The following is a 16990-nucleotide window of genomic DNA, read 5'->3' as shown; positions in this document are numbered from 1 at the left end:
CACGCCGATGGGGTGCCTTGCGCAGCGAAATAAAGGAGGAGGCCGCAGGCCGGGGGACATTCGCGGAGCAAGGTACCCCGTCGGCGTGAGCGCGCCCCGAACGACAGCGGTATCAATCGAGCTGCGCCCCAGACTTCTTCACCACGTCCTTCCACTTGACCGACTCGGCACCGATGAACTGCCCGAGCTTCTGCGGCGACGTATCGGCGGGCACCTCGAGGCCCTGGGACGCGAACATCTGCTTCACCTTGGGCGAGTTCAGCACCTCGGCGAAGGCCTGATTGAGCTTGGTCACGCGATCGGCGGGCGTGCCGGCCGGCGCGACGATGCCGAAGAACACGCTCACGTCGTAGCCCTTGTAGCCCTGCTCGGAGATCGTCGGCACGTCGGGCAGCGCCTGCGAACGCGCGACCGTGGCCACGCCCAGCGCGCGCAGCTTGCCGGCCTTGACGTAGGGCAGCGCGGTGAGGATGTCGGTGAAGGTCATGCTCACCTGGTTGCCCAGCAGATCGTTGAGCGCCGGCCCCGTGCCCTTGTACGGAATGTGCTGCAGGTCGGTGCCGGCCACCGAGTTGAACAGCACGCCCGCGAGGTGCGACGACGCGCCGTTGCCCGACGAGGCATAGCTCAGCTTGCCGGGGTTGGCCTTGGCGTAGGCCACGAGCTCGGGCACGTTCTTCACCGGCAGCGCGGGGTTCACCACCAGGATGTTGGGCAGGTAGCCGACCTGGATCACCGGCGCGAAGCTCTTCACCGGGTCATAGTTGATCTTGCGGTACAGGCTTGCGTTGATGGCCAGCGGGCCCGAGGTGCCGAACATCAGCGTGTGGCCGTCGGCCTCGGCGCGCGCCACGTACTCGGCGCCGATGTTGCCGCCCGCGCCCGCACGGTTCTCCACGATCATGGGCTGGCCGAGACGGTCCTTCATCCCGGCGGCGAGCGTGCGCGCCATCGCGTCGGTGGGGCCGCCCGGCGGGAAGGGGACGACCAGCATCAGCGGTTTGGTTGGGAAGGCATCGGCCGCGTGGACGGCCGGCATTGCCGTCATGAACGTGGCGCAGGCGGCCAGCAGGAAGGTGAGGCGTTTCAAGGGATGTCTCCGATTCTTGTGAATTGACAAAGAGGCTCAGGCGAGCGCTTTCGCAGGGCGCACCGCGGCGCCGTTCCAGTCCGCGGGCATGGCATCGGGCGAGAGCGGGTCGCGCGGCAGCACGCGGTGCAACAGCACCAGCTGGGCCCAGCGCAGGCGCGCAGCGGAGCCGCTGTGCGCGGCTTCCCAGGCCATCGCGATGGCGCTGGTGCAGTGGTAGAGCGCCGAGGCGGCCTGGCGCGCGAGCACGTCGCCGCCTTCGCGCGCGGCGGTTTCGGCCAGCGCGGCGGCGCGCTCCAGCGCATCGCGCAGCGCCTTGGCGAAGCCGGGGGCGAGTGCCGCGTCGTCGAGCAGTTTTTCGCAGTGCGCGCGCAGCACCGGCAGCGAGCCTTCGCGCTTTACTGCGCGGATCACGTCGAGCGCCACGATGTTGCTCGTGCCTTCCCAGATCGAGCCCAGGTGGGCGTCGCGCACGAGGCGCGCGTCGCTCCACTCCTCGATGTAGCCGCAGCCGCCGCGCACTTCCATCGCGTCGCCCGTGACTTTGCGTGCATCGCGGCAGGCGCGGAACTTGATGAGCGGCGTGAGGATGCGCAGCAGCGCATAGGCGTCGGGCTCGCCGGCATCGGAGCGGGCCAGCGCCAGCGCTGTCTGGCACACCATCGTGCGTGCCTGCTCGGCGGGCAGGCGCAGCTTGTCGAGCTGGCGCTGCATCAGCGGCATCTGCTCGAGCGTGCGGCCGAAGGCGCGGCGCTCCGAGGCGATGAACTCGGCCTCGGCCACCGCGCGGCGCATCAGGCCGGCGGCCCGCACGCCGTTCGACAGGCGCGAGTTGTTGACCATGTCGGCCATCTGCACGAAGCCGCGGCCCGCTTCGCCCACGAGGTACGCGACCGCGCCTTCGAGGCGGATCTCGCCGCTGGCCATCGAGCGCGTGCCGAGCTTGTCCTTCAATCGGATGATGCGGTAGTGGTTGAGGCTGCCGTCGTCCAGCCGGCGCGGCAGCAGGAACAGCGATACGCCCTTCATGCCCGCCGCGCCATCGTCGGCGCGTGCGAGCACCATCGCGAAGTCGGCGTCGGGGTTGGAGCAGAACCACTTGTCGCCGGTAAGGCGCCAGCTGCCATCGGCTTCGGCGTGTGCCATGGTGGCGGTGGCGGCGATGTCGGAGCCGGCCGCCTGCTCGGTCATGAACATCGCGCCCTGCGCGAGTTCGTCGAAGTCGAGCGAGGTCAGGCGCGGCAGGTACCTGGCGACCAGATCAGGGTTGCCGAACTTCTTCAGCGTGCGCGTGAGCGAGTCGGTCATCGACACCGGGCAGCACAGGCCGAACTCGGCCTGCACGAACAGGTAGGTCAGCACGTATTTGACGAGCGGCGGCATCTTGCCCTTCCAACCCAGCGTGTCGTCGCGGTGCGAGATGGCGGCCAGGCCGAACTCGGCGAGCGCGAGGCGTTCCATCTCGACGTAGGCAGGATGCTTGACGACCTCCTGCTCGTCGAGACCGGTGCGCGTGCGCTGCTTCAGCGTGGGCGGGTTGCGGTCGGCGGTGCCGGCCAGCTCGTCGAGCAGGCCGCCCGCGAGGCCGCCCAGGCGCTCGAAGTGCGGCTGCATGTGTTGCCGCAGGTCGTCGGGCAGGTAGAGCGCGAGCAGGGCGTGCAGCTCGGCGTCGGTGGTGAACAGGTTCTGGCCGTGGCGATCGGGAATCGGATGGGCGTGCTCTGCGGACATGCGCTTTGTCTCCTTGGTTCGCCGCATTGTTGAAGCCGAGACGATCCGTGTCTAATATCGATTTGGTCTTGTTCGATTCGATCTGACTATCCATGGAACTGCGGCACCTGCGCTACTTCTCCGTGCTCGCCGAAGAGCTGCACTTCGGGCGCGCGGCGCGGCGCCTGTCGATCTCGCAGCCGCCGCTGTCGGTGGCGATCCGGCAGCTGGAGGACAACGTGGGCGCGCGGCTGTTCGAGCGCAACAGCAAGGAAGTGCGGCTCACGCCTGCCGGGGAAGCGCTGCGCATCTCGGCGCGGCGCGTGCTGCTGCAGGCGGAAGAGGCCGCCATCGAGGCGCGCGATGTGGCGCTGGGCTCGGCGGGTCGGCTGCGCATCGGCTTTGTCGGCGCGATGCTGTACCGGGGCTTGCCGCAGGCGCTGCGTGCCTTTCAGGCGAAGCACCCGGCGGTGCGCATCACGCTGAGCGAACTCAACTCGGGCGTGCAGATCGCCGAGCTGCTGAACGACCGGCTCGACCTCGGCTTTGCGCACACGCGCCGCGTGCCCCTCGAACTGCAGCACCGGCTGCTGCTGTCCGAGCCCTTCGTGGCCTGCCTGCCGGCCGGGCATGCGCTGGCCCGCAAGCGCGTGCTGGCGCCGGCCGACCTGCGCGAGCAGCCCTTCGTGCTGTTCTCGCGCGAGGCCTCGCCCGACTACCACGAGCGCATCCTGTCGATCTGCGCCGACGCGGGCTTCCTGCCCGAGGTGCGGCACGAGGTGCGCCACTGGCTGGCGGTGGTCTCGCTGGTGTCGCAGGGCATGGGCGTGGCGCTGGTGCCTCAGGCGATGCGGCATTCGGCCTTGCGCGGCGCGGTGTTCAGGCCGCTCGATCGGGTGGTGGCGCAGTCGGAGGCCTATGGCATCTGGCGCAACGGACCGGCCAACGTGCTGGTCGAGCGTCTGCTGCAGGGCGTGGCGGACAGCATTGCCGCCGAGCAGGCTCAGGCGTAGAGCGGCTCTTCGGCCATCTGCTCGCACTGGTCTTCCAGCACGAGGATCTGCCCCTTCCAGTAGTCGCTGGAGCCGAACCACGGAAAGTTGATCGGAAAGATCGGGTCTTCCCAACGCCGTGCCAGCCAGGCGCTGTAGTGGATGAGCCGCAGCGTGCGCAGCGGCTCGATCAGCGCCAGCTCGCGCCGGTCGAATTCGCGGAACTGCTCGTAGCCGTCGAGCAGGCCCGACAGCTGCGAGGTGCGCTGTGCGCGGTCGCCCGACAGCAGCATCCACAGGTCCTGCACCGCGAAGCCCGTGCGCGCGTCGTCGAGGTCGACGAAGTGCGGGCCGCCGCCGGGGCGGTCGGTGGGCGTCCAAAGGATGTTGCCGGGATGCACGTCGCCGTGCAGGCGCAGCTTGCGGGGCGTGAAATCGGAGGCCGGCGGCTGCAGTGCGAGGGCGGTTGCACGGACCATGTCCAGCGCCGCGTTGCAGGCCGTTTCCCAGTCGCGCTGCACGTCGAGCGGGATCTTGTCGTTCTCGAGCAGCCAGTCGCGCGAATCGAGGCCGAAGGTCTGCAGGTCGAGCGCGGGGCGGGCCTCGAAAGGCTTGGCGCCGCCCACGGTGTGGATGCGCGCGAGGAAGCGGCCCACCCATTCGAGCACTTCGAAGTCGTCGAGCTCGGGCGCGCGGCCGCCGCGGTAGGGGCTCACGCTGAACGCGAAGCCGGCGTGGTGGTGCAGGGTGCGGCCGTCGAATTCCAGCGGCGCCACCGCGGGCACTTCCGCCGCGGCCAGTTCGAGCGAGAAGCCGTGCTCCTCGAGGATCTCGGCCTCGCTCCAGCGGCCGGGGCGGTAGAACTTGACCACCACCGCCGAGCGATCTTCCAGGTGGACCTGGTAGACCCGGTTTTCATAGGAGTTCAGGCCGGTGAGCCGGCCGTCGCCGTGCAGGCCGAGCGTCGCGAGCGCGTCGAGCACCACGTCGGGCGTGAGGCTCTCGTAGGGATGGGTGTTGGCGGGCGCCGCGGGGGAAGGGGTCATGCAGCGATTGTCGCCACACGGACCCTCGAGGCTGTTACAGCCCGCCCGGTTGCTTGTAAAGCGAAAGGATATGCCCGGTGCGCGGGTCGCCCTTGCCGGCCAGCACCTGCGCGTAGGCGGCCTGCACGGCCTCGCCGCCGTGATGGTGCTCGGCGTGCAGCCAGGGGTTGTTGACGTCGGTCACCGTGGCGAGGAAGTTGCGCCAGGCCGCCACCATGCGCCGGCCGAATTCGTCCGCGCCCCATTCGGCGGTGCGCTTCTTGATCTGCGCCGGTGCAAAGAACAGCGTGGCGCGCGGGCCCGACAGGTCCTTGCCCGCGCCCTTGGAGGCGAGTTGCTCCACGTGCGTGCCGCCGATCGAGCAGCTGTACTTCAGATTCGTGAAGCGCTCGTGGATGGCGCTGCGCAGCCCGCCGTTGCCGGCGAAGTCGACGTACACGCAAGGCGTGTCTGCCGCGATGCCGTCGAGTGCGTCGTAGGTCACCACGCGGTGGTAGCAGCCCAGGCTTTCGCAGAAAGCGACGTTGGCTGGCGAGGTCAGGCCGATTACCTCGATGCCTTTGCGCTGGTGCAGCTGAAAGGCCGTGCCGTAGGCCGTCTTGCTCGATGCGCTCGACAGCAGCATGGTGCTGGCGCCGAAGAAGTCGTTGTCGGCCATGAAGTCGTCGATCAGCCACGAGGTGATGAACAGCGGGCGCAGCAGCGCCTGCAGGTCTTCGGTGTCGGTGGTATAGAGCGGGTCGGCGTTGCAGCGGAAGTACTGGTTGTAGACCGCGGGCAGCTCGGCGCGGTGCGGGGCGGCGTCGGTAAAGCGCGCGACCGACAGCCGGTCGGGGCTCAGCACCGCGCTCGAGGCCATCGGCCAGTAGCCGTAGAGCCGCTCGCCCACCGACACGCCGGGGTGCTGCGACTGCACCACGCTCGCAAAGCCCCACACCGGAATGCTGCCCCAGCCTTCTTCCTCGGACGGAAAGAACTGCCAGTAGCTCATCGCCTCGCCGAAGGCGGCGTAGGTGATGTTGTTGGAAGTGAGCGCAAAGCTGTCGATGCGCACGCGCACCTGGCCGTCGGCGAGCGGCTCGTCGCTGGCGGTGTGCAGGCGCGTGGTGGCGAGCTGGTCTTTGCGGATGAGAAGGCTGGTGGTGCTCATGAGCGAGGCTCCGGGCGGTTGGTATGCGGCTACGTTAGCCAGCCTCGATGAAAGGCGCCACCGCGCGGCGCGTTTCGGCGTCACCCGTGAGACATCGGCGGGCATGAAAAAAAGCGACCCGGCTTGTGGCCGGGTCGCTTCTTCGCGTGTGCAACAAGCGGTCAGGCGATCGTCAAATCGACGTCGATGTTGCCGCGCGTTGCGTTCGAATACGGGCACACCTGGTGAGCGGCGTCGACCAGCTTCTGCTTGGCGTCGGTGTCCAGGCCGGGCAGCGTGATCGCCAGCTTCACGGCGATGCCGTAGGCGGCGCCGCCGTTCGTCGGGCCAAGCGAAACGCTGGAGTCGATGGCGACGTCTTCGGGCACCTTCACGCCGATCTTCGGGCCCACGGCCTTCATCGCGCCGATGAAGCAGGCGGCGTAGCCGACAGCGAACAGCTGCTCGGGGTTGGTGCCGGGCTTGCCGGAACCGGGCGAGCTCAGCTTGACGTCGATGGCGCCGTCGCTGGACTTGCCTGCGCCGTCACGGCCGCCGACCGTGTGGGCTTCTGCGGTGTAGAGCACTTTGTCGAGCTTGGTGGTCATGGTGATTCCTTTGGTGATGATGGAGGAGGGTGGTGAAAAGCTTCGTTCTCTCTTGAGGATGCGATCGAAGCGGGAGAAAAAGTTGCGCTGCGTCAGGCCGCTTTCCTGATGCGGTCGCGCAGGGCCTGGATCTGCTGGGTGAGCGAAATCAGCTCGGGTACCGAGCACTGGGCCGCCGCCATCAGGCACTCGGGCACGTCGGCCGCGCGGCCCTTGAGCTTGCGGCCGGCGGATGTCAGCATGATGTGCACGCGGCGCTCGTCGGCCACGTCGCGCACGCGGGCCACGTAGCCGTTGGCCTCGAGGCGCTTGAGCAGCGGCGTGAGCGTGCCGGAGTCGAGCGAAAGCTGTTCGCCGAGCGCGGAGACCGTAGGGCCGTCTTGCTCCCACAGGGCGAGCATCACGAGGTACTGGGGATAGGTGAGCTGCAGCTTTTCCAGCACCGGCTTGTAGAGCCGCGTCATGGCCAGCGAAGCGGAATACACGGCGAAACACAGCTGGTTGTCGAGCTTGAGCATTTCGTCGGCGGGGGCTGGGGTGGAGCGCATGGGTCGAATTGTAGCGAGCAATTGAATTGTGTGCAATGTAATTCGGAAGTTTCGGTGCTGTTCCTGGCTGCAACAGGGCCGCTCAGCCCCTGAACCGCTTGCGCGTCAACGCCAGCGCGATCCAGAAGGCGACGACCGCATAGACGGCCAGCACCGCCGCGTGCACCCACCAGCCGGTCGGCCATTGGTCCATGAACAGCGGCCGCACCAGCGCCACCGCGTTGGTCAGCGGCAGCCACGCCGCCACGGCCCTCACCGCCGAGGGCAATTGCTCCAGCGGAAAGAACACGCCGCTCAGGAACATCATCGGCGTCATGAACAGCGTGAAGTAGTACGTGAAGAAGTCGTAGCCCTTGGCCAGCGCATTGAAGATCAGAGCGATCGACGAGAAGGTGATGCCGGCGCCGACCAGCACCATCCACGCGACGACGAGCTTCGGGCTGTGGCTGATGCCCAGCCCGAGCATCACGAACAGGATCGCCGTGACCGTGAAGATCGACTTGAACGCGGCCCACAGCATCTCGGCCAGCACGATGTCGTCGAGACCGACCGGCGCGTTCATGATGCCGTCCCAGGTCTTCTGCACATGCATGCGCGAGAACGCCGAGTACAGGGCCTCGAAGCTCGCCGCGTTCATCGCGCTCATGCAGATCGAGCCGCTCGCCAGGAACAGGATGTACGGCACCTTCACGCCGTCGACCGACACCTGCCCCACCAGCGCGCCCATGCCGTAGCCGAAAGCCACGAGCCAGATCAGCGGCTCGGCGATGTTGCCGATCAGGCTCGGAATGGCCAGCTTGCGCCACACCAGCAGGTTGCGCAGGAACACGGGCCACCAGCGCAGCGAGAGTTCGGGCGCGCGCCACACGGAAGGCGCAGGCGGCGACGCAGCGGTCGCAATGTTGTTCATGATTTCCTCTCCATTTCAGGAATACCGCGGAACCGGCTTTGCCGGGCCGCTGGTATTGCCCCCGGCGAGGGGGTAGGAGGCCACACGAAGTGGGCAAGCCTGGGGGTGTGCCGCATTCTTAGCCGTCCTCTCGAATCTGCCTGCCGGTGAGCTTGAGGAACAGGTCCTCCAGGTTCGCGGGCCGATGGAAAGTGCGCAGGCCGCTGTGTCGCGTCAGCGCATCGAGCAGCCGCCGCGCGTCCTGCGTGTAGAAGAAAACGGTCTCCCCGCTGACCTCCACGCGTGCTGCCATCGCCTTCAGTTCGGGTGAGTCGGCCAGCGACAGCGCGCCGTTGCCGTACACCTCGACCACGTCGGGTTCCAGGTGCTCGGCGATCAGGTCGCGCGGCCGGCCTTCGGCGATCTTGCGGCCGTGGTCGAGCACCAGCAGGCGCGAGCACAAACGCTCGGCCTCGTCCATGAAATGCGTGGTCAGCAAGATCGACTTGCCCTGCTGCAGCAAGACCTGCAGCCGCTCCCACATGAGGTGCCGCGCCTGCGGATCGAGTCCGGTGGTCGGCTCGTCGAGCAGCAGCAGCCTGGGATCGTTGACCAGCGCGCGCGCCAGCGACAGCCGCCGCCGCATGCCGCCCGACAGTTCGCCCGGCCTCGCGTCGGCCTTGTGCGACAGCGCCGCGAACTCCAGCAGTTGCGGCACGCGTGCGCGCACCTGCGCCTTGCCGAAGCCGAAGTAGCGGCCGTACACCACGAGGTTCTCGGCGCAGCTGAAATCGGGGTCGAGCGTGTCGAACTGCGTCACCACGCCGAGCTGGGCCTTGATGGCCAGCGCGTCGCGCGGCATCTGCAGCCCCAGCGCGGAGATGTCGCCGCCATCGGGCGTGGTGAGGCCCAGGCACATGCGGATGGTGGTGGTCTTGCCGGCGCCGTTCGGGCCGATCACGCCGAGGCACTCGCCGGGCGCGATCTCGAACGAGAGGTCGTCGACGACGGTGGTGTCGCCGTAGCGCTTGTGCAGGTGGCTGGCGTGGAAGAGCGGAGACTGAATGGAGGATTGTGTGGGTGGCACGCGGCCATTCTGACGCAGCCGTGCCGCGGGCGCCCCATCGCTTCAATCGATGGACAACCGCGTGTGTTCGGGGCCACTACATGGCGGGGGCGTCCGGCGGACCCTCGATAACCCGGGTCGAACCGCACGCCGGCGGCTGCACAATCGACGCCGAGAATGGCGTTTGTGCGGTGGGAGGCCCAAAGATGCTGCGTTTCTGGCTGGCGCTGCCGGTGCTGATGCTGTTCGGCGCCTGCGCGCCTTTTCATCGGCCGCTGGCGGCTGTGGACCGCCACAAGGTTCAGGAAGTCGACGTGCGCGTCGTCGTTGCGCAGGAGAGCTTCATGTTCTCCGCGCAGCCCCCCGGCGTGAGCGCGGCCACGGGCGGCGGGCTGATCGGCGCACTGATCGATTCGTCGGTGCAGCAATCGCGCCAGAAGGACATGAGCGCCGAGGTGCAGGCCATCGTCGGCCCGCTGCTCGACTACGACTACCGCGTGGAGGCGGGCAAGGCGCTCGACGCCCTGCTGGCCGAGCCGAGTTCGTTCCCGCTGAAGATCCGCTCGTCGCAGGTGCTCGCGGCCATGCCGGCGAAGGCCGAGCATGAGGCCCGCATCGCCGCCACGAAGGCCGGTCCCGCCTACATGGTGCTGCTGCTGCAGTACGCGCTGGAGCCCGGCCTGGGCGCCTTCACCACGCGAACCTCGGCCCTGCTGTGGCAGGACGGCCGCAGCGAGCCCAGCTACCGCGCTGCGGCCATTTTCCAAACGCCCGTCGGCGGCACGGCGCGCGCCGCCGTGCTGCGGCGGCTCACGGCGAACGACGGGCAGGTGCTGCGCGGCGTGATGCGCGAGTCGATGGCGCAGACCCTGCATGCGGTGGCGCTGGACATTGCCGGCGCCCGCTCCGGCGGCGTGAAGAGCGCGCGCTTCAACGTCAACGGCTCGTGGGTGACGCTGGCCGGCCAGGGCTTCGACGAGCAGCCGGGCCGCGTGCTGTTCCGCGACCAGGACGGCGCCATGTATTCGGTCAGGAGCGCCGCGCCATGAGGCCGTGCCACGAACAACTCGCCGCTGCTGCATTCGCCGCGCTCTGCGCCCTGCCCACCCTCTCGCATGCCCTCACCGAGAGCGAGCCGCTCTCCATGGTCTTCGAGCCGGCGCCCGAACCGGCCGAGCGGCCCAATGGCGTACCGGCCGCACCGCTGCGGCTCGCGCGCGGCTGCACGCTGTACCTGCCCGCGATCGAGGACGCGCGCAGCAACAAGGCCTACGCCGGCAACCTCACGGTGATGCTGCCGACGGTGCACGCCACGCCCCGGTCCGTGCAGTCGCTGCGCAGCGGCGACGCCACGGCGTGGACGCGCGGGGCGCTGCAATCGCTGGGCCGCTACGGACTCCAGGCGGTGCCGGGGGCGCCGCCCGCAAGCGACGGTGGTGGTGCCAGGCAGGCCGTGGCCGACGTCGCGCTGCGTCTCGCCCATGCGTGGTCGGTGAACCTGAACCTGGTTTCGCACGTCGTGCTGAAGGTGAGCTACCGCCTGCCCGGTGGCGCGACCGTCGCGCGCCAGTACCACGGCATGGGCACGCGCACCAACTGGACCAGCGCCAATGGCGAGTTCATGTCGGTGCTGAACCTCGGCCTCGAAGAGGCGGTGCGGGGCATGGCGATCGACGCCACCGCGCTCTGCGATGGCAGGCCGCTGCCCGAGCCGGTGGGCGCAGCATGAAGCGCGCGCTGAAGCTGCACCTGACGTGCTGCGCTTTGCAGGAATCGCAAATAGCGGCCTTCGTCGTGGTGTGCGAGCAAGTCGGGCTCAAGCCGATGCTGATCGACCTCGCCCATGGCGAGCAGAAGCAGCAGCCCATCGCCACCGGCTGGCTTCGCGGCACGCTCGAAGAAGCGAAGGCCGAGGCCATGGCCCTGGGGCAATGGCTGGCGCGCGCGGGCATGGCGGTGCGGCGCGTGAAGATCGAGGTGCCGGTCCAGGGCTGGGAGCGGCTGAGCCAGCCCGACCAGTATTTCGAGTGGCGCGGCAAGCTGCAGCTGCACGACGCATCCGCGCTGCAGCACCTGTGCGAGACACACGGCGCGCGGCTGTCGCGCAACAGCCTCATGGGCGAGACCGGCATGCGCTTCGTGACGCTGCGCAGCCGCGAGCCGCTGGCCGGGTTCAAGACGCGGGTGGCGGCGCTGGCGGGCCAGCTGGAACGCGAAGGCTGGCCGCTGCTGAAGCAGGACAGCGAGCTCTGCCTGCACGACAGCCGCGAATCGCTCGACGACGGCTGGCCGGGGCGCCGCTTGACGCCGCCCGGGCTCAGAGCCTGAGGCCGCTGAACTCCATCTTCATCCAGTCGATGAACGCCCGCGTGCGCGCGGGCAGCAGCCGCGCGTTGGGATAGATCACGCTCACCGGCCGCGGCGGCGGCTCGAAGTCTTCGAGCACCAGCTTCAGCCGCCCCTGCGCCACGTGCGGCATCACCTGGTACGAGAAGAAGGTGCCGAAGCCCATGCCCGCCGCGCACGACTCGATGGCCGGGGCCAGGTGGTTGAACTCCAGGCGGTTGTTCAGCGTCACGCTGATCGTCTTGCAGCCGTCGCGAAACAGCCACTGCGCCGGCGCGTCGATGCGGCCGCGCACGCAGGGCGCACCGGCCAAGTCGCGCGGATGCCGTGGCGTGCCGTGCTGCGCGAGGTACTCGGGGCTCGCGGCCACCACGCGGCGGATGGTGCCGAGCGTCTGCGCCACCAGCGAAGAATCTTCCAGCGGGCTGATGCGGATGCCCACGTCGATGCCTTCCTCGAGCAGGTTCACGGTGCGGTCGTACAGGCGCACGCTGCAGCGCACCTTTTCGTGGCGCTGCATGAAGCGCACGATGGCGGGCGCCACGTACATGTGGCCGAAGAGCACCGGCGCGGTGATGGTGAGCTGGCCCGCCGGCTCGCGCGCCTCGGCCTTCAGCGCGAGGTCGGCGGCGTCGGCCGCGAGCAGCACCTCGCGCGCGCTCGGCAGGTAGTGGCGGCCTTCCTCGGTGAGCGACAGCCGGCGCGTGGTGCGGTGGAACAGGCGCACGCCCAGGTGCGCCTCCAGCGCGGCGAGCGAGCGCACCACCGCCGGCAGCGAGCTGCCGAGCGCCTCGGCGGCGCGGGTCAGGCTGCCCTGGTCGGCAATCTGAACGAAGGTCTGCATGGCTTTGAAACGATCCATGGCGCGATTAAACCGGAAAATGCAGCAGTCAAATACCGAATTGGCTATTCATTCATCTGGTGCAAGAGAGAACAATCCAGGCAACACCCCGCTATCCTCAAACAAGGAGTTCCCCATGACTGCCGCCCGCCCCGCCCAGCCCATCAAGCTCTACGGTTCCGCCATCTCGGGCCACGTGCATCGCGTGCGCCTGTTCCTCGCGATGCTCGGCCTGCCATTCGAGAACATCGAGATCGACATGCGCAAGCGCGAGAACCGCACGCCCGAATTCCTGGCGCGCAACCCCTTCGGCCAGGTGCCGGTGATCGAGGACGGCGAGCTCGCGCTGGCCGATTCCAACGCCATCCTCGTCTACCTCAACGAACGCTACGCGCCGGACCCCGCGCGCTGGATGCCGCGCGACCCCGTCGGTGCGGCGCGCGTGCAGCGCTGGTTCTCGGTGGCGGCCGGCCCGCTCGCCTACGGCCCGGCGGCGGCGCGGGTCATTGCGCTGTTCGGCCGCGACACCGACCCGGCGGAGACCGTCGCGCGTTCGCATGCGCTGCTCTCGGTGATGGAAATGCATCTGCAGCAGCAGCCCTTCCTCGCCGGCCCCGACGCAACGCTCGCCGATATCGCGAACTACGCCTACGTGGCGCATGCACCCGAAGGCAGCGTGTCGATCGACGCTTATCCGAACGTGCGCGGCTGGCTCGAACGCGTGGAAGCCCTGCCGGGGTTCGTGCCGATGGTGCGCACGCCCGTCGGACTCGGAGCGGTCGCATGATCGCCGCGCCGTTCCATGCGGGCGAGCGCGCGATGCAAGCCCTGGCGGGCTCGCGCGAGCAGATGGAGGTGGCGGGCCCGCGCGTCATTCGCGACTACATGCCCGACCAGCACCGCGAATTCTTCGGGCTGCTGCCGTTCCTCGTGGTCGGCAGTCTCGATGCGGAACTGCAGCCGTGGGCCAGCGTGCTCGCGGCGCCCGCCGGCTTCGTGCATTCACCCGATGCCACGCACCTGCGCGTCGATGCGCTGCCGGCGGCGGGCGATCCGCTCGCCGGGCAACTGAAGCAGGGCGCCACGCTGGGCCTGCTCGGCATACAGCCGCACACGCGGCGGCGCAACCGCATGAACGGCACGGTCGAGGCGCTCGATGGGTCGGGCTTCATGGTCGCGGTGCAGCAGAGCTTCGGCAACTGCCCGCGCTACATCCAGGCGCGCGAGCCGGTGTTCGCATCGCCGCGCGGCGATGCGGCGCCGCAGGTGCAGTGGCTCGACGAGCTCGACCTGGCGGCGCATCGCCTGATCGGCAGCGCCGACACGCTGTTCATCGCCACCGCCTATCCGAACGAAGCGGCGGCGGGCGATGAGGCGGATGCAAGTTCGCACGGCGTCGACGTGTCGCACCGCGGTGGCCGTCCGGGCTTCGTGCGCATCGACAACGACCACGAAGGCGACGTGCTCACCGTGCCGGATTTCAACGGCAACCGCTTCTTCAACACGCTCGGCAACCTGGCGGCGCATCCGCGCGCGGGGCTGCTGTTTGTCGACTTCGACAGCGGCGACCTGCTGCACGTGGCGGTCACGGCAGAGATCGTGTGGGACGGTCCCGAAGTGGCCGCGTTCGAAGGTGCGGAGCGGCTGATGCGCTTTCGGGTCGCGCACGCCCTGCGTCGTCCGGCGGCGTTGCCGCTGCGCTGGGGCGATGCGCAACTGTCGCCCCACTTGGCGGGCACGGGTCAGTGGAACACGGGGATGCGCGCGTTGACCGACGGCCGATAGCTCCAGCCGCGCAGGCGCTGCGCGTCGAGGTCGGCTGCATGGCGCGGCAGCAGGGCTTCGAGGCTGGCCGCCGCCAGCGTGCAGGCCAGCGCCTGCCCCGGACACGCGTGCATGCCGTGGCCGAAGCCGAGCATGCGGCGGCGGGCGCGCACGGGCATGAAGCGATCGGGGTCGGGGTTGAGTGCCGGGTCGCGGTTGGCCGAGGCCAGCAGCACCAGCACCGCATCGCCTGCCGCCAGCGGGGCGCCGGCGATGGTGACGGCCTCGGCGGCAAAGCGCCGCGTGTTGTGCACCGACGGGTCGTAGCGCGCGGTCTCCTCGACGATGGCTTGCAGGCCGTCGCGCGTGCGGGTCGACGCACTCAGCAGCGAAGGCTCGCGCATCACCGCGATCAGGCTGTTGCCGACCAGGCCCGCCGTGGCATCGCAGGTCTGCGACAGCAGGCCTGCGAGGTTCGCGAGCAGCGAGCGCGAAACGCGCGCATCGCCCGCGCTCTCGGCGAGCACAGCCGCGAGCAGCGTGCCGTGCCGCGGCGGCGCGCTCGCTGCCAGCATTTCAAAGCGCGCCATCAGTTCGCCCGCTGCGGCGCTCGCACGCTCCAGCTGCGCGGGCGTGGACAGCGGCGACAGGCAGGCCACGAAGTCGCGCATCCACCGGTCCACCTGCGCCAGTGCATCGTCGGCAAAACCCAGCAGGTGCGCGACGGCCTGCACGGGCATCGAGAACAGCGTGTCGGACAGCGGCTGCTGCCTGGGCACGCGCTGCGCCACCCGCAAGGCGGCTGCATGCACGGCGTTGAGGTCGAGGCCGGTCAGCGCTCGTTGCAGCGCAGGCCGATGCGCCTGGTGCGCCACGCCGTCGTTCATGCGCACCAGATGTCCGAACACTTCGCCGGCCGCGCTGCCCACGATCGCGCGCGGCACCGGCTCGGCGGCCGGCCGCACGCGCAACGCGCCATGCGCGAGCAGCACCTGCTCGACGACATCCGCCCGGCTTGCGACCCAGAGGCGCAGCTTCTCGTTCCACGCGAGCGGCGGGCCGTCGCGCAGGGCTGCGTAGCAGGGATAGGGATCGGCATGCGTGGCGGCCGCGACCGGATCGGCGGGCATGTCGATATCGACGGGGCGGTTGCTTTCGTTCATGGCCGCAGTGTGCGATCGAAGCCGCCATCACACTTCGCCCACGAACGAAGTGTCGGATGCAGCGTCGTTCTACGATGCGCGCATGGACACCCTTTCCTCCTCCGCCGATTTGCAGCTGGCCCGCCTGGCCGGCGCCATCGCCGAACCGGCGCGCGCCCGCATGCTGAGCTGCCTGATGGACGGCCACGCGCGCACCGCCACCGAGCTCGCCACCGTCGCCGAGGTGGCCGCGTCGACCGCCAGCGCGCACCTCGCGCGCCTGAAGGACGAGCGGCTGGTCGAGCTGCTGGTGCAGGGCAAGCACCGCTACTTCCGCCTCGCCAGCGACGACGTCGCCGCCGCGCTCGAAAGCCTGATGGTGGTGGCGGGCACGCCGCGCACACCCGGGTTCGAGCCGAGCACGCCGAGCCGCCTGCGCAGCGCGCGCACCTGCTACGACCACATGGCGGGCACGGCGGGCGTCGCGCTGCACGACCGGCTGCACGCCCAGGGCTGGCTCAGCGGCCTGCAGAGCGGCTCGTACGAGCTCACGCCCGAAGGCGCGATCGCGCTGGAGAGCCTGGGCGTCGAGGTCGATGCGGTGCGCCGCTCGCGCCGGCGCTTTGCCTGCGCCTGCCTGGACTGGAGTGAACGCCGGCCGCACCTGGGCGGCGCATTGGGTGCCGCATGGCTGCAGCTGTCGCTGCGCCGGGGATGGGTACGGCAGGAGCTGGACGGGCGGGCGCTCACCCTCACGCCGAAGGCGCAGCGCGAGATGCCGGAGCTTTTTTCTTGAAGCGCCGGGCGATCAGGCTTTGAGCTTGAGCAGGTAGATCAGCGGGCCGGCCATTGCCGTGTCGAGTTCGAGGAAGCTCTCGAAGTCCTTGCCCGCCATCCAGTACGCGTCCCAGTTGTTGCGCTTGATGGTCTTCTGCCAGAGTTCGGCCATGGTGGCGCGGCGCACGGCTTCGAGCAGCACGGCCTTGCGCTCGGCCGTGACCTTCTTGCCGGTGAGCACGCCGCGCCAGTTGGCGAGGTCGGCGTCCACGCCCTGTTCGCGCACCGCCGGAATGCCCATGAACGAGCGCTTGGCCGATACGCCGATGGCGCGCAGCTTGCCGCTGGCCAGGCCTTCGCTGAATTCGCTGAAGCCCGAGATGCCGGCGGCCGCCTTGCCGCTTTCCAGCGCCTCGACCACTTGTGCCCCGCCGGGGTACGGCTGGTAGACCAGCGCGGCCGCGTTGCCGGCCACGCGCGCCAGCATGCCGGCGTACATGTGGTCCACGCCGCCGGCCGAGCCGCCGGCGATGACCGTCTTGGCGGCATCGGCGCGCAGCTGCGCGATCAGGTCCTTCGGCGTCTTGATGGGCGAGTCGGCCTTCACCGCCACCACCTCGTAGTCGCTGGTGAGCCGCGCCACCGGCGCGAGCTGCGCCATGGTGACGGCGGGCTTCTGCAGCGCGACCGCGCCGACCATGACCATGCCGCTCATCAGCAGGGTGTCGGGGTCGGCATCGTATTTCTCTACGTACTTCGCCAGGCCGATGGTGCCGCCCTTGCCGCCGATGTTCTCGTAGGCGATATCGCCCACCGCGCCCGACGCCACCATGGCGGCACCGAGTGCGCGGCCGGTCTGGTCCCAGCCGCCGCCTTCGTTGGCGGGAATGACGATGCGCAGCTTGGGGATCAGCTGCGGTTCGGCCGCGCCAGCCAACCGGGGCCAGAACGCTTCTGGCACCACGCCCGCGACGACGGCCGATGCCAACCATGCAGCGAGGCTGCGGCGAGAAAGGCCTGCTGGCACGGGATGCGGCATTTT

Annotated in this window: 18 protein-coding genes; 7 read left to right on the top strand and 11 right to left on the bottom strand. The window is 69.3% G+C overall.

Annotated elements, in window-relative coordinates:
* Window positions 1–112: 112 nt before the first annotated feature.
* Window positions 113–1090, bottom strand: coding sequence for a Bug family tripartite tricarboxylate transporter substrate binding protein (locus tag ASD05_RS24590; protein WP_056597837.1), 978 nt, complete (start codon window positions 1088–1090; stop codon window positions 113–115).
* Between the two features lie 36 nt (window positions 1091–1126).
* On the bottom strand, window positions 1127–2821 hold the full coding sequence (locus ASD05_RS24585; RefSeq protein ID WP_056597835.1) for an acyl-CoA dehydrogenase family protein: 1695 nt from the start codon (window positions 2819–2821) through the stop codon (window positions 1127–1129).
* A gap of 92 nt (window positions 2822–2913) precedes the next feature.
* On the opposite strand from ASD05_RS24585, the gene ASD05_RS24580 reads away from it, so the two are divergent.
* Window positions 2914–3813 carry a LysR family transcriptional regulator gene (locus tag ASD05_RS24580; RefSeq protein ID WP_056597833.1) on the top strand — a complete coding sequence of 300 codons (900 nt, stop codon included), beginning with the start codon at window positions 2914–2916 and terminating at the stop codon, window positions 3811–3813.
* Here the strand turns inward: ASD05_RS24580 and ASD05_RS24575 are convergent.
* The 6 genes from ASD05_RS24575 to ASD05_RS24550 all read right to left on the bottom strand — a co-directional run bounded on the left by ASD05_RS24575 (window position 3804) and on the right by ASD05_RS24550 (window position 9099).
* Window positions 3804–4838, bottom strand: a complete 1035-nt coding sequence (locus tag ASD05_RS24575; RefSeq protein WP_056597831.1) for a serine/threonine protein kinase — start codon at window positions 4836–4838, stop codon at window positions 3804–3806. The two genes, ASD05_RS24580 and ASD05_RS24575, sit on opposite strands and share 10 nt — an antisense overlap.
* Window positions 4839–4872: 34 nt before the next feature.
* A complete protein-coding gene (locus ASD05_RS24570; protein ID WP_200955484.1) occupies window positions 4873–5988 on the bottom strand; it encodes a DUF2855 family protein in 1116 nt (371 codons plus the stop codon).
* A gap of 161 nt (window positions 5989–6149) precedes the next feature.
* Complete coding sequence (locus tag ASD05_RS24565; protein ID WP_056597828.1) at window positions 6150–6575, bottom strand: organic hydroperoxide resistance protein; 426 nt, start codon at window positions 6573–6575, stop codon at window positions 6150–6152.
* 92 nt (window positions 6576–6667) lie between these two features.
* Complete coding sequence (locus tag ASD05_RS24560) at window positions 6668–7123, bottom strand: MarR family winged helix-turn-helix transcriptional regulator (RefSeq protein ID WP_056597826.1); 456 nt, start codon at window positions 7121–7123, stop codon at window positions 6668–6670.
* 82 nt (window positions 7124–7205) lie between these two features.
* Complete coding sequence (locus tag ASD05_RS24555) at window positions 7206–8033, bottom strand: ABC transporter permease (RefSeq protein WP_056597824.1); 828 nt, start codon at window positions 8031–8033, stop codon at window positions 7206–7208.
* A gap of 118 nt (window positions 8034–8151) precedes the next feature.
* Window positions 8152–9099, bottom strand: a complete 948-nt coding sequence (locus ASD05_RS24550) for an ATP-binding cassette domain-containing protein (protein ID WP_200955483.1) — start codon at window positions 9097–9099, stop codon at window positions 8152–8154.
* A 185-nt stretch (window positions 9100–9284) separates the two neighbouring features.
* Here ASD05_RS24550 and ASD05_RS24545 point away from each other — a divergent pair, with 185 nt between their 5' ends.
* The 3 genes from ASD05_RS24545 to ASD05_RS24535 are packed head-to-tail and all read left to right on the top strand — an operon-like array spanning window position 9285 to window position 11406.
* Window positions 9285–10127, top strand: a complete 843-nt coding sequence (locus ASD05_RS24545) for a hypothetical protein (protein ID WP_056597822.1) — start codon at window positions 9285–9287, stop codon at window positions 10125–10127.
* Window positions 10124–10807, top strand: a complete 684-nt coding sequence (locus ASD05_RS24540; RefSeq protein WP_056597819.1) for a hypothetical protein — start codon at window positions 10124–10126, stop codon at window positions 10805–10807. The genes ASD05_RS24545 and ASD05_RS24540 overlap by 4 nt, the downstream gene beginning before the upstream one ends.
* Window positions 10804–11406 (top strand): hypothetical protein, encoded by a 603-nt coding sequence (locus ASD05_RS24535; protein WP_235508075.1) that lies wholly within the window; start codon window positions 10804–10806, stop codon window positions 11404–11406. Before ASD05_RS24540 ends, ASD05_RS24535 begins: the two co-directional genes overlap by 4 nt.
* Here ASD05_RS24535 and ASD05_RS24530 read toward each other — a convergent pair.
* Entirely contained in the window at window positions 11396–12286 is an 891-nt protein-coding gene (locus tag ASD05_RS24530) for a LysR family transcriptional regulator (protein WP_056597816.1), read from the bottom strand. The genes ASD05_RS24535 and ASD05_RS24530 overlap by 11 nt on opposite strands.
* Window positions 12287–12401: 115 nt before the next feature.
* On the opposite strand from ASD05_RS24530, the gene ASD05_RS24525 reads away from it, so the two are divergent.
* Both ASD05_RS24525 and ASD05_RS24520 read left to right on the top strand, forming a co-directional pair.
* Window positions 12402–13052 (top strand): glutathione S-transferase family protein, encoded by a 651-nt coding sequence (locus tag ASD05_RS24525; protein WP_056597814.1) that lies wholly within the window; start codon window positions 12402–12404, stop codon window positions 13050–13052.
* Window positions 13049–14050 (top strand): pyridoxamine 5'-phosphate oxidase family protein, encoded by a 1002-nt coding sequence (locus ASD05_RS24520; RefSeq protein ID WP_056597811.1) that lies wholly within the window; start codon window positions 13049–13051, stop codon window positions 14048–14050. Before ASD05_RS24525 ends, ASD05_RS24520 begins: the two co-directional genes overlap by 4 nt.
* Here the strand turns inward: ASD05_RS24520 and ASD05_RS24515 are convergent.
* Window positions 14008–15192 carry a cytochrome P450 gene (locus tag ASD05_RS24515; protein WP_235508074.1) on the bottom strand — a complete coding sequence of 395 codons (1185 nt, stop codon included), beginning with the start codon at window positions 15190–15192 and terminating at the stop codon, window positions 14008–14010. The genes ASD05_RS24520 and ASD05_RS24515 overlap by 43 nt on opposite strands.
* 82 nt (window positions 15193–15274) lie before the next feature.
* Between ASD05_RS24515 and ASD05_RS24510 the strand changes: the two genes are divergently transcribed.
* The gene (locus ASD05_RS24510; RefSeq protein ID WP_056597993.1) at window positions 15275–15967 is read left to right on the top strand and encodes an ArsR/SmtB family transcription factor; all 693 of its coding nucleotides are present in this window, start codon (window positions 15275–15277) and stop codon (window positions 15965–15967) included.
* 12 nt (window positions 15968–15979) lie between these two features.
* Here the strand turns inward: ASD05_RS24510 and ASD05_RS24505 are convergent, their stop codons facing one another.
* Entirely contained in the window at window positions 15980–16987 is a 1008-nt protein-coding gene (locus ASD05_RS24505) for a Bug family tripartite tricarboxylate transporter substrate binding protein (RefSeq protein WP_056597809.1), read from the bottom strand.
* Window positions 16988–16990: the final 3 nt, after the last annotated feature.

The sequence above is a fragment of the Variovorax sp. Root434 genome, from assembly GCF_001426595.1.
GTDB lineage: Bacteria > Pseudomonadota > Gammaproteobacteria > Burkholderiales > Burkholderiaceae_C > Variovorax.
This window is presented reverse-complemented; position numbering and strand designations above follow the sequence as displayed.

Coding starts and splice junctions, on each gene's coding strand:
- ASD05_RS24535 (WP_235508075.1), top strand. CDS start 10,804: ATGAAGCGCGCGCTGAAGCTGCACCTGACGTGCTGCGCTTTGCAGGAA.
- ASD05_RS24580 (WP_056597833.1), top strand. CDS start 2,914: ATGGAACTGCGGCACCTGCGCTACTTCTCCGTGCTCGCCGAAGAGCTG.
- ASD05_RS24520 (WP_056597811.1), top strand. CDS start 13,049: ATGATCGCCGCGCCGTTCCATGCGGGCGAGCGCGCGATGCAAGCCCTG.
- ASD05_RS24555 (WP_056597824.1), bottom strand. CDS start 8,033: ATGAACAACATTGCGACCGCTGCGTCGCCGCCTGCGCCTTCCGTGTGG.
- ASD05_RS24515 (WP_235508074.1), bottom strand. CDS start 15,192: ATGAACGAAAGCAACCGCCCCGTCGATATCGACATGCCCGCCGATCCG.
- ASD05_RS24575 (WP_056597831.1), bottom strand. CDS start 4,838: ATGACCCCTTCCCCCGCGGCGCCCGCCAACACCCATCCCTACGAGAGC.
- ASD05_RS24585 (WP_056597835.1), bottom strand. CDS start 2,821: ATGTCCGCAGAGCACGCCCATCCGATTCCCGATCGCCACGGCCAGAAC.
- ASD05_RS24530 (WP_056597816.1), bottom strand. CDS start 12,286: ATGGATCGTTTCAAAGCCATGCAGACCTTCGTTCAGATTGCCGACCAG.
- ASD05_RS24565 (WP_056597828.1), bottom strand. CDS start 6,575: ATGACCACCAAGCTCGACAAAGTGCTCTACACCGCAGAAGCCCACACG.
- ASD05_RS24570 (WP_200955484.1), bottom strand. CDS start 5,988: ATGAGCACCACCAGCCTTCTCATCCGCAAAGACCAGCTCGCCACCACG.
- ASD05_RS24525 (WP_056597814.1), top strand. CDS start 12,402: ATGACTGCCGCCCGCCCCGCCCAGCCCATCAAGCTCTACGGTTCCGCC.
- ASD05_RS24540 (WP_056597819.1), top strand. CDS start 10,124: ATGAGGCCGTGCCACGAACAACTCGCCGCTGCTGCATTCGCCGCGCTC.
- ASD05_RS24545 (WP_056597822.1), top strand. CDS start 9,285: ATGCTGCGTTTCTGGCTGGCGCTGCCGGTGCTGATGCTGTTCGGCGCC.
- ASD05_RS24510 (WP_056597993.1), top strand. CDS start 15,275: ATGGACACCCTTTCCTCCTCCGCCGATTTGCAGCTGGCCCGCCTGGCC.
- ASD05_RS24505 (WP_056597809.1), bottom strand. CDS start 16,987: ATGCCGCATCCCGTGCCAGCAGGCCTTTCTCGCCGCAGCCTCGCTGCA.
- ASD05_RS24560 (WP_056597826.1), bottom strand. CDS start 7,123: ATGCGCTCCACCCCAGCCCCCGCCGACGAAATGCTCAAGCTCGACAAC.